The organism is Nonomuraea sp. NPDC049129, assembly GCF_040648495.1.
GTDB lineage: Bacteria > Actinomycetota > Actinomycetes > Streptosporangiales > Streptosporangiaceae > Nonomuraea.
Genome location: NZ_JBEZDU010000025.1, coordinates 87,230 through 101,967, shown reverse-complemented (window position 1 = coordinate 101,967; position 14,738 = coordinate 87,230). Strand labels below are relative to the sequence as shown.

11 protein-coding genes are annotated in these 14,738 nt (G+C 69.5%); 7 read left to right on the top strand and 4 right to left on the bottom strand.

Annotated elements, in window-relative coordinates; all coding sequences use genetic code 11:
* Positions 1-172 precede the first annotated feature (172 nt).
* Complete coding sequence (locus AB0B64_RS48290; protein ID WP_358193228.1) at positions 173-883, top strand: helix-turn-helix domain-containing protein; 711 nt, start codon at positions 173-175, stop codon at positions 881-883.
* A 14-nt stretch (positions 884-897) separates the two neighbouring features.
* Here the strand turns inward: AB0B64_RS48290 and AB0B64_RS48285 are convergent, their stop codons facing one another.
* Positions 898-1,212 (bottom strand): sensory rhodopsin transducer, encoded by a 315-nt coding sequence (locus AB0B64_RS48285; RefSeq protein WP_357939434.1) that lies wholly within the window; start codon positions 1,210-1,212, stop codon positions 898-900.
* Between the two features lie 141 nt (positions 1,213-1,353).
* On the opposite strand from AB0B64_RS48285, the gene AB0B64_RS48280 reads away from it, so the two are divergent.
* Positions 1,354-2,775 (top strand): hypothetical protein, encoded by a 1,422-nt coding sequence (locus AB0B64_RS48280; protein WP_357939436.1) that lies wholly within the window; start codon positions 1,354-1,356, stop codon positions 2,773-2,775.
* On the opposite strand, the gene AB0B64_RS48275 is transcribed toward AB0B64_RS48280, so the two are convergent.
* Positions 2,776-4,131 (bottom strand): NB-ARC domain-containing protein, encoded by a 1,356-nt coding sequence (locus AB0B64_RS48275; RefSeq protein WP_357939438.1) that lies wholly within the window; start codon positions 4,129-4,131, stop codon positions 2,776-2,778.
* 252 nt (positions 4,132-4,383) lie between these two features.
* On the opposite strand from AB0B64_RS48275, the gene AB0B64_RS48270 reads away from it, so the two are divergent.
* The 4 genes from AB0B64_RS48270 to AB0B64_RS48255 all read left to right on the top strand — a co-directional run bounded on the left by AB0B64_RS48270 (position 4,384) and on the right by AB0B64_RS48255 (position 11,892).
* Positions 4,384-7,965 (top strand): WD40 repeat domain-containing protein, encoded by a 3,582-nt coding sequence (locus AB0B64_RS48270; protein ID WP_358193206.1) that lies wholly within the window; start codon positions 4,384-4,386, stop codon positions 7,963-7,965.
* 43 nt (positions 7,966-8,008) lie between these two features.
* On the top strand, positions 8,009-8,659 hold the full coding sequence (locus AB0B64_RS48265; RefSeq protein WP_357939442.1) for a hypothetical protein: 651 nt from the start codon (positions 8,009-8,011) through the stop codon (positions 8,657-8,659).
* Positions 8,659-11,337 (top strand): NACHT domain-containing protein, encoded by a 2,679-nt coding sequence (locus AB0B64_RS48260; RefSeq protein ID WP_358193197.1) that lies wholly within the window; start codon positions 8,659-8,661, stop codon positions 11,335-11,337. The genes AB0B64_RS48265 and AB0B64_RS48260 overlap by 1 nt, the downstream gene beginning before the upstream one ends.
* Positions 11,338-11,424: 87 nt before the next feature.
* The gene (locus tag AB0B64_RS48255) at positions 11,425-11,892 is read left to right on the top strand and encodes a hypothetical protein (protein ID WP_357939446.1); all 468 of its coding nucleotides are present in this window, start codon (positions 11,425-11,427) and stop codon (positions 11,890-11,892) included.
* Positions 11,893-11,894: 2 nt separating this feature from the next.
* On the opposite strand, the gene AB0B64_RS48250 is transcribed toward AB0B64_RS48255, so the two are convergent.
* Complete coding sequence (locus AB0B64_RS48250; protein WP_358193188.1) at positions 11,895-13,280, bottom strand: serine hydrolase domain-containing protein; 1,386 nt, start codon at positions 13,278-13,280, stop codon at positions 11,895-11,897.
* Positions 13,281-13,286: 6 nt separating this feature from the next.
* Positions 13,287-13,535: a hypothetical protein gene (locus tag AB0B64_RS48245; protein ID WP_357939449.1), complete on the bottom strand. Its 249-nt coding sequence runs from the start codon at positions 13,533-13,535 to the stop codon at positions 13,287-13,289.
* 235 nt (positions 13,536-13,770) lie between these two features.
* On the opposite strand from AB0B64_RS48245, the gene AB0B64_RS48240 reads away from it, so the two are divergent.
* Complete coding sequence (locus tag AB0B64_RS48240) at positions 13,771-14,694, top strand: MarR family transcriptional regulator (protein WP_357939451.1); 924 nt, start codon at positions 13,771-13,773, stop codon at positions 14,692-14,694.
* Positions 14,695-14,738: the final 44 nt, after the last annotated feature.

Here is a 14,738-nt window from a genome sequence, read left to right as displayed (position 1 = left end):
AAAGCTACGGATGCGTTCGCGGATTCGGCAAGTTAAGAATCTCGTTTTCCCAGGTCAGAAGGGCGCAATTGGCGAAACGACGGTGCTGGCAAATGCAACAACTCCATGCTTTGTGTCGCAATCAATCGGGCCCGGCCGCATACTTGGGCGGGCGCGACAAGCGGGAGGGCGCATGCCAGGAGGCCACCTCACGTACGAGGACCGTCGCAAGATCGCTGAGGGGCTGGTGGAAGGACTCACCTACGCGGAGATCGCCCGTCGCCTGGGACGACCGAGATCGACCATCGGCCGCGAGATCGCCCGCAACGGAGGACCGCACGGCTACCGGGCGGCTCGGGCCCAGCAGGCGACCGGACGGCGGGCCCATCGCCGGCCGCACTCGCCGCTGAATACACCGGCCACCGTGGATATCGGCGGGCGTGACCCCCGGGCCGTACAGGAATTCGAGCGGAAACTCGCCGGGGCGATGTCAGGGATCCCGCCGATGGCGGCCAAGGTGATGGTCTGCCTGTTCACCAGCGACAGCGGCGACATGACCGTCGTCGACCTGGTCGAGCGGCTGCGGGTCAGCCCCGCGTCGATCTCCAAGGGGATCGGCTGGCTTGAGGAGGTGGGGCTGGTCAAACGCGAGCGTGACAATCGGCGTGACCGGTACAGCATCGACGTCGACGTCTGGTATCGGGCCTGGTTGGTGGGCATCCGATCGATGACGCTGTGGGCCGACACCGTCCAGGAGGGCGTCGACGTCCTCGGCGTCCAGACCCCGGCCGGCTCCCGGCTCCTGATGGCAAGCCGGTTCTTCCAGGTCCTCAGCAATGACATGACCCAGGCGGCCGAACATTACCGGCAGATCTTCTCCGGCGCCGGGGACGTCAAGGACTGAACCGCCATGGGAGGTCAGGCGGCCGATCGGCGTACATCGGGGTGCGCATGGGTGAGTTGCACGATCACCGGCATGTCCGAGACGACCGCGACCGCGTAGGGGGTGCCGGGGGACAGGGCGTCGGAAACCGCCAGGTCGTCCAGGCTCAGGTCGCTGGTGCGCTGCGCGGGCACCGTCGCGCGGTAGGGGCCGAGCGGCTCCTCGCCCGTCGCGCAGAACGTGAGCTCGACGTGGGCGTTCTTGGGGCTGACATTGAACAGGCAGAGCCGGTCGCCCCGAACGCACCCGTCGGTGATCGCCATCTTCCAGTTTCCCACCAATGTGCTCATTTGCGACTCCTGTCCTCTCCTGCGACATTCGTCCAGCTACCCCGACAAGAGCGGATATATCGGATTAAGAGCCGGTGAATGAGGCCAGCGAGGGTCCGCGAGCGTATTGTCGGGGATCATCGGCGGTGTGAAGATCGGGGAATGGCCCCTTCAAAAGCCGTTCTCTCCGCGCTCGCCGTCGCCACTTCCGCATTACTGATCAGCGGAAACGCCGAGGCGGCCGCGGATGTGCCGTTACCCTCGGCGATCTTCCGCGCCACGCACAACAGCTACTCGGGCAACGTCAGCGGCGCCAAGAACTCGATCGCCTACCAACTCGACCACGGCATTCGCTTCCTCGAACTCGACATCCACGACAACGGTTACGCCACCTCGCACGACTACTCCGTCGGCCACGACTCTCCCGGCAACCAGGTCGACCACAACGGAAACCCCGCCTCGAACCTCCTGCGCGACTGGCTCGGCGTGATCAACACCTGGTCCGCGCAGCATCCCACCGCCGCACCGATCGTCGTCGCGCTCGACATCAAGGACGACCTGACCGACAACACCTCGTACGCCGCCGGCAACCTGGCCGCGCTCAACCAGGAGCTCACCTCCGTCTTCGGCTCGCGGCTGTTCTGGGCCAAGGACTACCCGGCGAGCCCGCCGTCGGTGGACACGTTGCGCGGCCGGGTGCTCCCCGTGATCTCCGGCGACGGCACGACCCGCGCCCAGTACAAACGCGACGTCGGCTACCACCCGGCCGTCGCGATCAACGGCCGCGGTCAGGTCGTCGAGGTGCACGACTCGGGCGCGGGCGCGCTCTGGTACTGGAGCGGCACGTACGGCGCCGACGGCCGCGTGACCTGGTTACGCCATGGCAAGTACGACAACGGCGTCACCCCGTCCGTCGCGCTGAACGACAACGGCGACCTGGTCGAGGTCCACCAGTCCCAGACCGCGACCACCCTCTGGTACCGCGTCGGCCGCCTCGACGCCGGCGGCGAGATCACCTGGTCGGCCAGCCACCAGTATGACAACGGCGTCCTGCCGACGGTCAGGTTCACCGACGCGGCGGGCACCCAGCTACGCGAGATCCACCGCAGCCAGAGCAACAGCCAGAACTGGGACTGGGACGGCGTGCTCAACGCCGCCGCGGCGACGGTCTCCTGGAGCGGCAACGCCAAGACCTCCGACGCCCGCTACGACGCGACCACCTCGACCAGCGGCTCGTCGCGCGTGCACGTGTGGACCGGCGCCGACGGCCCGACCCCGGCCCAGACCCTGCGCCTGGACACCGACAGGGTCGCCGGCGAGCGCATCCGCTACCAGCAGACCGCCTTCGACGAGTTCCAGAAGGGCGACAGCGCGGAGCTCCAGCAGGGCGCGCTGTTCTACGCGGCGTCGGCCGGCGAGTCCTCGTTCATCACCGCGGCCCGGCAGGCGGGACGGCTCGTACGCGGCTGGGACTTCGACTCCGAAGACGACGCCACCGACCCACTGGCCAACTATCCGGCGTCCAACCACCCGTACGACACCTGGTACCAGGACCTCCTCACCCGCTCGGGCGCCGTCGAGTAGTCAAGCGGAATTGGCCCGCGCGGCCTCACACGGCGTTCGGCGAAGCAGGGCCGAGACGTGGTCGCGCACCAGATCATGGAAGCGGTACCGGCAGGGTGCGGGCTCCTGCAAGAGGTGGACGTCCAGCAGCTGGTCCAGCTGCCGCCTCGCCCGCACCACTGTCGTGTGCTGCACGGCCGCGGCCTCGTCGACCCCGAACTCGGTGCCGGCCTGCGACCCCAGCACCCGGTACACGCGTCGCTGATCCTCCGTGAGCCGCTGATAGGACAGATCCAGGGCGGCGGTGACGCTGTGGCGCCCGGTCGTCAGCTCGGACAGCCGGTCGTCGTTCAACCGGTCGAGCAGATGCCGCACGCCCCACGTCGGACGTGCCCGCAGCCGGACGGCGGCGATGTGGATGGCGAGCGGGAGCCGCCCACACCGCTCCGCGGTCTCCGTCAGCACGCCCGCCGGCGCGTCCGCGACATGCTCCCGCCCGACCATGCGGGTGAACAGGGCGACCGCCTCCTCCAGCGGCAGGACGTCCAACGACAAGGTTCGCGTGTCGTCCAGGCCGATCAGCCGGCGGCGGCTGGTGACGATCAGCAGGCAGCCCGGTCCGGCGGGCAGCAGCGGGCGGACCTGGTCCTCGTCGGCGGCGTTGTCCAGCACGATCAGGACTTCGCGGTCGGCCACGACACTGCGATACAGCGCCGCGCGGTCATCGATATGCCCGGGTATGCGGTCATCAGGGATGCCAAGTGCGCGGAGCATGCGGGCGAGCGCATCACGTGGATCGACGGGGGTCGTTTCCCGGGTATGTCCGTGGAGGTTCACGAACAGCTGACCGTCGGGAAACCGAGAGCTGAGCAGGTGGGCGGCATGAACGGCCAGCGCCGTCTTTCCGACTCCGGCCATGCCGTCAATGGCGATGACCGTCGCCGTGTTCGCATTCTGATAATCCGACAAAGCCGTCAGTTCATGCTTTCGGCCAACAAACGCCGCAACATCGGCCGGTAGCTCTCGCGGAATGGTCACCGCTGCCGGCGCTGGGCAGATCTCTTCCGGTTCAACGCGTTCAGGGGAAGCCGACGGGCCGCGAGCGACGACGGCCAGCATCGCGCGCTCCTCGCTGTCCAGCTCCAGCGCCTCCGCCAGCAGCAGGATCGAGGTGATGCGCGGCTGCTGAAGCACGTTGTGCTCCAACCGGCGGACGGTCCGAACGTTGAGGCCGGTACGTTGGGCCAGCTGCTCCTGGGTCAGCAACGCCCGCCCCCGCCATCGGCGCAGCAGCGCCCCCAAAGACAACTCGGCCTCAGGACACCGTATGACTTCCGTCGGTAGGGAAGTGGTCAACCGAACGTGATTGTCGTTCATCGATTTGTGCTCCTATCCAGGGAGCCGCCCCGTTTTCTCTCGCCGCCCCTGGTCGGCGAGATCCCCATGTACATCGAAAGCGCTTTCCAGCTGTTCCCGCCACTGTTGGACGAAAGCGAACGGAATCGGACGGCCTTGCGACGGATGAGACGATCGCGACCTGCGGTTATCTCTAGGGCTCGGCCGCGACCGATACCTTCGCGGTTTGAATAGAATTGATGAGCATCGCGGCAATTAGCCAGAATGAAGGCCATGAGCGACGGGGACGAGGGCGGCAACCGCCAAGCCCAGGTGCTGTCACCGTCCGACGACGGGGGCGAGGTATGCCCCTACCAAGGACTTGTGCCGTTCGAGAGGGAGAAGACCGAGTTCTTCTTCGGCCGCGCGCGGGCCACGCGCAGCCTCGTCGACCGCCTGGGCGCGCGCCTGGACGGGCACGGGACCGTCCTGCTGGTCTCGGGTGCCTCGGGTGTGGGCAAGTCGTCGCTGTTGCGGGCGGGGCTGCTGCCGGCGCTGGCCCAGGAGATGCTGCCGGTCGCCGGCTCGCGGCATTGGCCGCGCCTGCTCATCACGCCGACCTCGACGCCGCTGCGGGCGCTCGCCGAAGAATGGGCGAAGTCGTTCGGCGAGCACGTCGAAACGGTGTACGAGCAGCTGCGCGACGATCCAGGACGGATGGCGCCTCTCCCGGCGGACGGCCGTCTCATCCTGGTGGTCGATCAGTTCGAGGAACTGTTCACCCTGGTGAGCGACGAGCAGGAGCGCCAGGTGTTCGTCAGGGCGCTGCACGCCCTGGCCGAAGGCCCGCGGGGCGCCGGAGTGATCGTCGGCGTACGCGCGGACTATTGGGACCGCTGCGCGGCCTATCCGCAGTTGGCCGAGGCCATCCAGGACGGCCAGGTCATCGTCGAGCCGATGTCGGAGTCGGACCTCCGGCTGGCCATCACCGGTCCCGCGGCCGCCGTGGGCCTGGAGATCGAGCCCGGTCTGGTGGAGACCATCCTTGGCGAGTTACGCGTCGACCAGGCCGCCGGGGACGGCTACGAGGCCGGCGCCCTGCCCCTGCTCTCGCAGGCGCTGCGCAACACCTGGGAGAGACGTGAGCACGGCCGGCTGACCGTGCGGGGGTACGAGGAGTCCGGCCGGGTCCGCGACTCCGTACAGCGCACGGCCGACGAGATCCTCGACCGGCTGTCGGCGGAGGACCGCAAGACCGCCCTCAGACTCTTCCGGCGCATGACACTGATCACCGCGGGCGGGCGGGTGGCCCGGCGCAGAGCGACGCTGACCGAGATCCACGCCGCCGCGTCGGCACTGTCGGCGGATCGGCGCGGGCAGGTGACGGCGCTGCTGTCCGCGTTCGCCGATCAGCGCCTGCTCACCCTGTACGAAGACACCGTCGAGATCGCCCATGACGCGCTCCTGATCGCCTGGCCGACCCTGCGCCAATGGCTCGAACCCGACTTCACCGCGCAGACGGTGTACGACAGCCTCATCGACGACGCCGCCCAATGGCGCGAGCACCACCGCGACCCCGCCTTCCTCTACCGGGGCGCCCGGCTGCTGGCGGTTCAGGACAGCCGGCACCGCTGGGACCGCGACCCTGACAGCTTTCCACCCCCCGGCCCGGCCGCCGAGGGCTTCGTCGCGGCATCGACGCGGGCGGCACGACGTACCGGCCGCCGTCGCCGGCTGGTCATGGCCGGTCTCGCGGCGCTGTCGGTCCTCGCTCTCATCGCGGCCGGCGCCGCCGTCAACGCCGCGAACGAGGCCGATGTGCAACGCGGGGTGGCGCTCTCCCGCCAGGTAGCGGCGCAGAGCGAGATCACCGGCGACGTCCCCCTGTCCTCGCTGCTGGCCGTGGCGGCGTGGCGGATCGCCGACACCGACGAGGCGCGCAACCGCGTGCTGGTCGCGGCGACGCGTACCGGCCGGGGGACTCTCACCGGGCACACGAGAGGCGTCACGGACCTGGCGTTCAGCCCCGACGGTTCGTTCATCGTGACCGGAAGCGACGACGGCACCGCGCGGTTCTGGGACGTGGCGAGTCGGCGGCAGCTCGGCGCCCCGATCACCCGCCCGAAGTACGAGTGCTCAGCCGTCAAGCTGGCACTGAGCCCCGACGGGCGTACGCTGGCCACGGCGTGTCTCGACACCGTCCGGTTCTACGACGTGGCCACCCGTCGCGACCTGGGCGCCCCGCTGGATCACGAGGAGGTCGTGTCGGCGCTCGCGTACAACCCGGACGGGAAGACCCTCGTGACCGGCGACTTCAGAGGCGTCGTCCGGCAGTGGGACGCGACCATGCACCGTCCGCACGGGACTCCCCTTGGCCGCGCCGACTACGGACAGGACCTCTCGTCCATCATCAGGGCGGTGGCGTTCAGCCCGGACGGAAAGACGCTGGCCGTCGCGAAAAAGAAGAGCGCACAGCTTTGGGACATAGCCACCTCCCGCCGGCTCGGCGCCCCGCTCGCCGGGCACACCGACACCATCACCAATCTCGTCTTCAGCCCCGACAGCACGGCCCTCGCGACCGTGAGCTGGGACCACACCGCCCGGCTGTGGAAGGTGGCCACGCGGAAGCAGACAGGTGTGCTCAGCGACCGCCGTACCGCTTTCAACGCGATCGCCTTCAGCCCGGACGGCACCCGGCTCGCCACCGCCGGAGACACCGGCCGCACCGTCCTGTGGGACACGGCCAGCCGCCAGCAGCTGACCGCGCTCGCCGACAATGGCATGGGTGTCGAGCGCGTGGCGTTCAGCCCGGACGGGAAGCTGCTCGCCGCCGCCAGCGACGACGGCGTCGTACGGCTGGCCGACCCCCAGATCCACTTGCAGGTCGGGACCTCGATGCCCGCACAGGCCGCCGTCGCGCTGAGCCCGGACGGACGGATCCTGGCCACCGGCGTGGCCGACCAGATGGACCCCGCGATCCAGCTGTGGGACGTGGCCACCCAGCGTCGCCTCGGCCCGCCGCTGCGTCCCCGGGGCGCGCGCCGTTCCGTGTACACGATCGAATTCACCCGCGACGGGCGGACGCTCCTGACGTCCAGCTCGGACGGCCTGCGGCTCTGGGACGTCGCGAGCCGCCGCGAGATCGCCCATGAGGCGACGCTCAAGGGCCTGGCCAGGCTCAGCCCGGACGGCAGGTACGTCGCCGTCCAGGCGGACAAAGCCATCGCGTTCTGGGACCTCGCGAGCCGCCGGGAGACCGGGCCGCGCATCAGCGTCCCCGACCACACCGACGTGATCACGGCGATGGCGATCAGCCCCGACGGCTCGACCCTGGCGACCTCGGGCTACGACGACCAGGTTCGGCTCTTCGACGTGGCCACCCGCCGCCAGATCGCGGGCTCGCCGCCCCCGGCCGCCGGCGGGTTCGTCAACGATCTGGCGTTCAGCCCCGACGGGCAGGCGCTGGCACTCACAGCCGCCGACTCCAGCGTGCGGTTCTGGGACGTGGTGCGGCACCGCACGCTCGGCATCGCCCTGATCGCCGAGGACGGCGCGATCAACACCTTCGCCTTCAGCCCGGACGGACAGATCCTCGCCACCGGCTCCGCCGACATGGTGCGGCTGTGGGACGTGCGGAGCCACCGGCAGCTGAGCACCCCGTTGACCGGCCACACCCGCGCCGTGACCGCGATCACCTACAGCCGGGACGGGACGACCATCGCCACGGTGGCCGGTGACGGGACCGCGCGGCTGTGGAACGTCCGCTTGCCCGCCGACCCGGTGGCCGCGGCGTGCGCCAACGCGGGCCGCACCCTCACCCGCGACGAATGGGCGAGCTACGTACGGGGGGAGGCCTACCGGCAGACGTGTCCATGACCCAGGGAATCCCACTGGAATCCACCACGGAGAGAGAGCGAGCATGTTCCTGCGAGGCTTCCGGCGACGGACGGGCAAGCCCGTCCCGGAACTGGCCGCGTTGTTCCGCTCGATCGTCACAGAAGGCCGGGACTTCCACCCGATGGCGTCCGACTTCCTGGAACACTTCATGGACGGCGCCGGTGCCTCCAGGACGATGTCCCTGCGCTGGCTGCGCTCGTTCAAAGTGATCAAGAAGGCCGAGCGCAAGAACCAGAACCGGTTCGAGCGGCAGCTCGTACGAGAGGCGAAAGTGTTGCGCGACGGCGCGTCGACCTGGCTGCACGATTACTGGGACGCCCGGATCAACGCGTTCATCGGCACGGAGCTCTTCTACGTCAGCCGGATGAGCCTGCTGCGCTCGCAGGGCTCGTTCGTCCTGACCCGGGCCGGGCTGGAGGTGCGGATGTCGGGCACGGTCCGCCATCACTGGTTCGATCCCTATGACTGGGACCGCGGCCGATGGGTCTACATCCCCCGGCACGGGTTCGTGCCCATCGCGGTCGGCCGGGAGCTGGTGGAGTCCGACGAGGCGCGCGACTTCCTGATGGAGTCACGTCATGTCCAGACACTGGCGGGCACCTACCTGGACGGCCGATGGCCCCGGCGCGGCAGCACGAGGTTCGAGTGGTCGCTGGTGAGGACGAAGCACTGATGGCCGCGGACCACCCCCGTCCACCCGATCCCACCGAGGCCGGCAGCGCCGCGGACTTCGTCCGGTCGCTGGTCCGGCTCAAACGGTGGGCGGGCGAGCCGTCGCTGAGCAGGCTGCGCACTCTCGGCGGCCAGACGGTGACCTCGGACGGAGCCACGATCGACGCGCTGCCCAAGAGCACGACCTCGCATGTTCTCCGGCAGACCGACAGGCTGCCGCGGTGGGACTTCGTGAAGGCGTTCGTCACCGCCTGCTTCCGTTACTGCGATTATCCGGCCGAGCTGATCCCCGGCGAGCTCGAACGCTGGCGGGTGGCCAGGACCGCCTTGGCCGGGCCGGTCCCCCGTACACCGCCCGCCTCGGATATGGAGCGGCGGACGTCGCCGACGATCGAGCCGCAGGCGGTGGACCCGGCGGAGGTGATGGCGGCGGAGGTGTCCGCGGCGGTCGCGGCGGAGGCGATGGCGGCGGAGGCGTTCGCGATGGTCGCGGCGGAGGCGGTCGCGGCGGTCTCGGTGGGCGGCGCGGTCCAGATCGCGGCGACCGACGCGGAGACCACCGACCGTCCCGGGCGCGACCACGCCGCCGAGCTCCTGGCGCGGCGAGTGGCCCGGGAGGAGGACAGGGCACGTAAGGGGCTGCTCGGCGGCTACACCATCGCACCGGTCTCCTTCGGCCCGTACGAGGACCCGATCCACCTGGACGACGCCGGCGGCGAGATGAAGGACGGCCCGTGGTCGATCGGCCGCTTCTTCACCGCCCTGCACCCGCGGCGCCTGCTGATCGTGGGTGAGTCGGGAGCGGGCAAGACGGTGCTCGCCATAGAGCTGGTGCTGCAACTGCTGGAGCCTTTCCTGACCGGCGGCGAACGCCCCGGCCACCCACAGATGGTCCCGGTACGCCTGGACGCCGCCCGATGGACCTTGGGCAGCCCGTTCGAGCCATGGCTGGCCGAACAGCTGGCGCACGACTTCGGGCTCACGGCCAAGGACGCGGAGCGGCTGGTACGGGACCGCCAGGTCCTGCCGGTGCTGGACGGGCTCGACGAGCTGGACCCCGAGCCGTCCGTGGGCCCGCCGCGCCGGGCGATCGGCCTGCTGACCGAGCTCAACCGGTACAGCGACCTTTCCGGCCGGCGGCCGGGGGCGGTCGTCGTGACCTGCCGGGCCGCCCGCCACGCCGAGCTGTCCCTGGTCCGCGCCGGGCTCGACAACGCCACCCGGATCCATCTGTACGACCTGACCATCGAGCAGATCAACGCCTACCTGCGCACCCGCTGGCCGGACGGCCATCCCTGTGACATCCACCGCGACGGCCTGCACGCCGCGCTGTCCGGACCATCCGGGAGGGCCGTGCACGCCGCCCTGGCCACGCCGTGGCGCCTGTTGCTGACCGTGACCGCGGTGGAGTCCGGCGCCGATCCGGACGAACTGCTCCGCGTCGACCAGGACCCCGACACGCGTTCGGCGGCGGCGCGGATCGCCCGCAGGCTGCTCGGCGCGTATGTCCCGGCGGCGACCGCACTGGCGCCACGCGCCGCCCACGGCACTCCGTACCGTCCTGAACAGGTGCGGTCCTGGCTGGAGAACCTGGCCGCCCACCTGCGGTGGCAGGCCGCCCGTACCGCCGAGACGGATCGGCCGCCGCCCGGCATGACGCCGATCGACATCGTGCCGCACCTGCTGTGGCCGATCGGCGGCGAGCGCCGGGTACGGGCGGTGCACTGCCTGTGCTGTGTGATCTTCGCCGTCGTCGCCATGCTGGCGTTCTGGGCGGGGTCGGCGGTCGACCGGACCGGTGACCCGCGCGACTGGCTCGGAGAGGGGCTCACCTTGTCGCTCATGGCGGGCTGGGTGGTCATCGCCACCGGCCTGTCGATGTCGCAGTGGCCGACCGCCGCCGGTGGGCGGGCCAACGTCCCTCGGCGGCGACGCGTGATCGGCGGCCTGTTCGGCGCCCTGGCGGGCGGCCCGGTCGGTGCGCTCTGCGGCCTGACCGGGCTCGTGCTGACCGAAGGCATGGTCTTCGGTCCCGTGTTCGCCATCGCGGCGGGGGCGGCCGGGGGCGCGGTGTTCGGCGCGGTCATCGGATTGACCGCCGCCGCCCGGCAGGGCGAGCGCATGACCATATCCGAGGCGGTCCGCGCCGAGCCGGTCACCCTGCTGGGCTTCGGACTGTGCGGCGCGCTGACCGGATTGCCGCCGCTGCGCCTGGCCGGCGCCGGTCCGGTGGCACTGACCGCGGAGATCATCGGGGCCTTCGTCCTGGCCTTCGCGCTCGGGGTCCTCTTCAAGATCACCACTGGCGGATGGAGCGAGGACGCGGAGCTGGCCCACCCGCGAGAGGCGCTTCACCGCAACCCGATGATCGGAGTGGCCTTCGGGCTCACCGGGGGTGTCGCGGCCTTCCTCGTATTCGTCATGAACCAGGGCGTCGTCCAGTCGCTGGTTTGCGCGCTCATCGGTGGGGTGACCTTCGGCCTCGCCTTCGGCGCGGTCGCCTGGTCCCGTACCATGATCGGCTTGATCATCGCGGCCGCGCGCGGGGTGCTCCCGTTGCGGCTGTGGACCTTCCTCGACTGGGCCTGCGAGGCACGGCTGCTGCGCGTCAGTGGCGCCACCTACCAATTCCGGCACCGCGAACTCCAAGACTTCCTGACACCGCCCGAGCCTGACTGACCCGTCGGAAGCCGGCGCGACGTAGGGTCCAGGACAGCAGCCACTTCACGGCCGACCGCGTCGGTCCTGGCGGAGATGGGAGCCTTCATGACCGTCACTCCGGCGCAGCTGCGCGCCCTCGCGAGTCGCGCCGAGGCGCTCACCGCGGAGGTACGCGCGCTCTGCGGCACCGCCCTGAACGGATCACCGGAACGCGAGCACCTCGCCGGCGCGTGGCAGGCCGCGGACTGGCTGGCCCGAGGCGCCGAGGATCTCCAGCAGGCGGCCGCGGACCTGGCCAGACTCCAGGACCAGCCGTGCGGCCTGCCGTGGGGCGTCTGCCCCGAGCACGGCAACACCCTGTCCGCCAGCGGAGGCGTCTCCACGTGCCGGGTGTGCCGTCGCTCCTGGACCGGCGACCTGCTCGGCCAGCCATGCCGGGAGCCGAGGACGTGGAAGGTGATCGACCGGGCCGGGACGGAGACGAGGATGTGCGACGGGCACGTTCTCGGCGCCCGCGCCGCCGCCGCGGGCGCCACCTTCATCCGCCTCGACGAGGCGGCCGCGCAGATGTGACGCTATTGCCGGGCTCGTGGATTCACCCGGCAATTGGTGTGGAGATACTGGGCGGCGCCATTCTGGAAGTCGTAGATCGCGACGGTCTGGGTGTCTTCCAGGGGATCGTCGGAAGGCATCAAGAAGTGCGTGTCACTTACCGGCAGCAGCTCGTACGTGACGCGTTCTGGTTTGCCGAGAAAGCTCGCCTCCATGGGGTTCAGGGCGAAGGTGAGCGATAGCTTTCCGTCCTCGGCCGTCACCTCGTAGTGGGTGCCGAGCCGCCCGTACGTGCCCTCGTACCTGGACAGGTCGAGGCTCCGCGAAGGGTCGGATTTCGGCAGCTCCGGGATCGTGACCGCGCCGAGCTCGGCCAGGATGACGTTGAACACCTTCTTGTAGAAGCTGTCTCGCGGTCCCGCGTTGGCCAGCATCGAGATCGCGAGATTCGAGTCCGGGAGAATGCGCAGCCGGGCGTTCTGGCCGATGGTGCTGCCGTCGTGGGCGTAGACGGTCTCGCCGTGCCAGTCGCACACGATGAGCCCGAGAGCCCACTCCGGGCCGTACATATAGGGATCGGGAATGGGGACGCGAGATTCCATCATCTCGCGGATGATCTCGGGCGCGGCGATACGGGTGCCGTTCGGTGTCTTTCCCTCGTTGAGGAAGACGTGTGCCATCGTGAGCACTTCCCGCGCCGTCGAGTTCACGTTGCCGCCGGGGCCGAAGGAACGCGGCAGATGCTCCACCGGTGAAACGATGGGGCCCTCGTCAACGGACCGGATGATGTGGCCCGTCGCGGCCCGGTTTGGGGCCACCTGCTCGTGCCGGCTGGTCGTGGAGGTCAATCCCAGAGGGCCGAAGAGACGATCCCGCATGATGTCGTCCCACTTCTTCCCGTCGATCACCTCCATGACGCGGGCGAGGATCGCGTAACCCAGGGCCGCGCTGTAGCCATGGGTATGTCCGAGGGGGTGAACCTGGGGGGCGCCGGTGATGTTCGCGATCATGCGTTCGTATACGTCGTCGTCTTCGCCTGGGTCGCCGTAGTCCTCCTCGATGCCGTTCGTGTGGTTCAGGAGGTGGCGGGGCGTGACTTCGGCGCTCACCTCCGGGTCGGCGACCCGGAAATCGCGAAGATAAGTCCGCACCGGCTCGTCCAGGCCGACTTTTCCCTCATCGACGAGCTGCATGAAAGCGAGAGCGGTCCATGTCTTGGACAGGGAACCGCACTGGTAAATGGTGTCGGTGGTCGCGGGTTCTCGCGTCGACAGCTCCTTGACGCCCAAGGCGAAGTCGGTGATCTCCCCGTCTTGGAGAATGCCGATCGCGACGCTCGGGACCTGGTATTCGGCGAGGAACTCGGCCGTTCGAGCCTTGATCCGCGTGATGTCCAGCCCTTTCGCCATGGGGGCCTACTTCGGGAGGCCGACCGCGTTGGCGGCGTCGGCCTCGAAGTATTCGGTGGTGGCGAAGGAGCCGGCGTACTCCTCGAAGAAGCCCTTAACGCCGTCGATCGAGTCGTGCACGATGACGTTCACCGCCTTGGTCCCGTCGGTGCTCGACACCGCCAGGGTCCACTTCGCCCCCTTGGGCAGCCTGCCGTGCGCTTTCTTCAGCGAGCCCCAGAACCTGTCCCCGTCGGAGATCGTGGAAACCGCCATCACATGCATGCTCGAGTCCTCTCCCGAATGTTTCCGAATGAACAAAGGCTACGTTGCATTCGATTTTTGGTCAACGCTTGGTGAAGTTGGTAATCACACTGACCTGCATATATAGGTGATAATCGTTGCAACAGCCTTGTGGGGAAATGCAATATAGACCGGTCTCATCGTTGCAATGTCCTGTCGATGAAAGCACACTGGACCCCGCGGACCGTTCACGACAGGAGAGGCGCCGATGCCCGGAGGCAGGCTGACCCATCAGGATCGCCGGCGGATCGCGAGCTGGCTGGCCGAAGGGCTGGGCTACGCCGAGATCGCCAGGCGGCTCGGCAGGCCGACCTCCACGATCAGCCGCGAGGTGGCGCGCAACGGCACGTCCGGCGACTACCTGCCGGACCGCGCCCAGCAGGTCGCCGCACGGCGCGCCCGCCGAGCCAGGCCACCTCAGGCGGGGGAGCCGCCCGAGGAGCAGCCGACCGAGGCGGCGCGCGGCTTCGTGGACCAGTTCGCGGCCTTGCTGGCCGCGACCGGCCTGCCGCGGATGGCCGCCCGGGTGTTCGTCTGCCTGCTCACCTCCGACGGTGGGAGCCTGACGGCCGCCGAGCTCGTACGCCTGCTCCAGGTCAGCCCGGCGTCGGTGTCCAAGGCCATCGGCTACCTGGAGGCCATGGACCTGGTCGGGCGCGAACCGGATCCCGGCGGGCGGCGCGAGCGCTACGTCGTCGACGACGACACCTGGCTCCGGGCGTGGCGGACCGACACCGGGGCGCACGCCGAAATCGCGCGGGCCGCGCAGCGCGGAGTCGCCCTCTTCGGCGCCGACTCGCCCGCCGGGACCCGGCTGGGCCAGATGGGCCAGTTCTTCGACTGGCTCAGTGGCGAGATGAGCGGCAGCCGCCTGGCCGACATCGTCATGGGCGATGCGCTGACGGTGCTCGCCGCGCTGGTGTACGCCGCTCGGCCGCTCACCGTGGACGAACTGGTCAGGGCGCTGGGACTGCCGGTGAACCGGGTCGCCGACGCCCTGGCCGCGATCGAAGAGCACTCGGTCATCGCCGACCCGCTCGCGCTGCTGCGCACGGAGCCCGGCACGTACACCGTCACCACCAGATCGGACCGCCTGAGCCCGGCGCAACGCGCGGCACTCGCGCCCGGCTGAGCTCGTCGGCCAGGAGATCATCTTTACCGTGTCGCAACGTCACT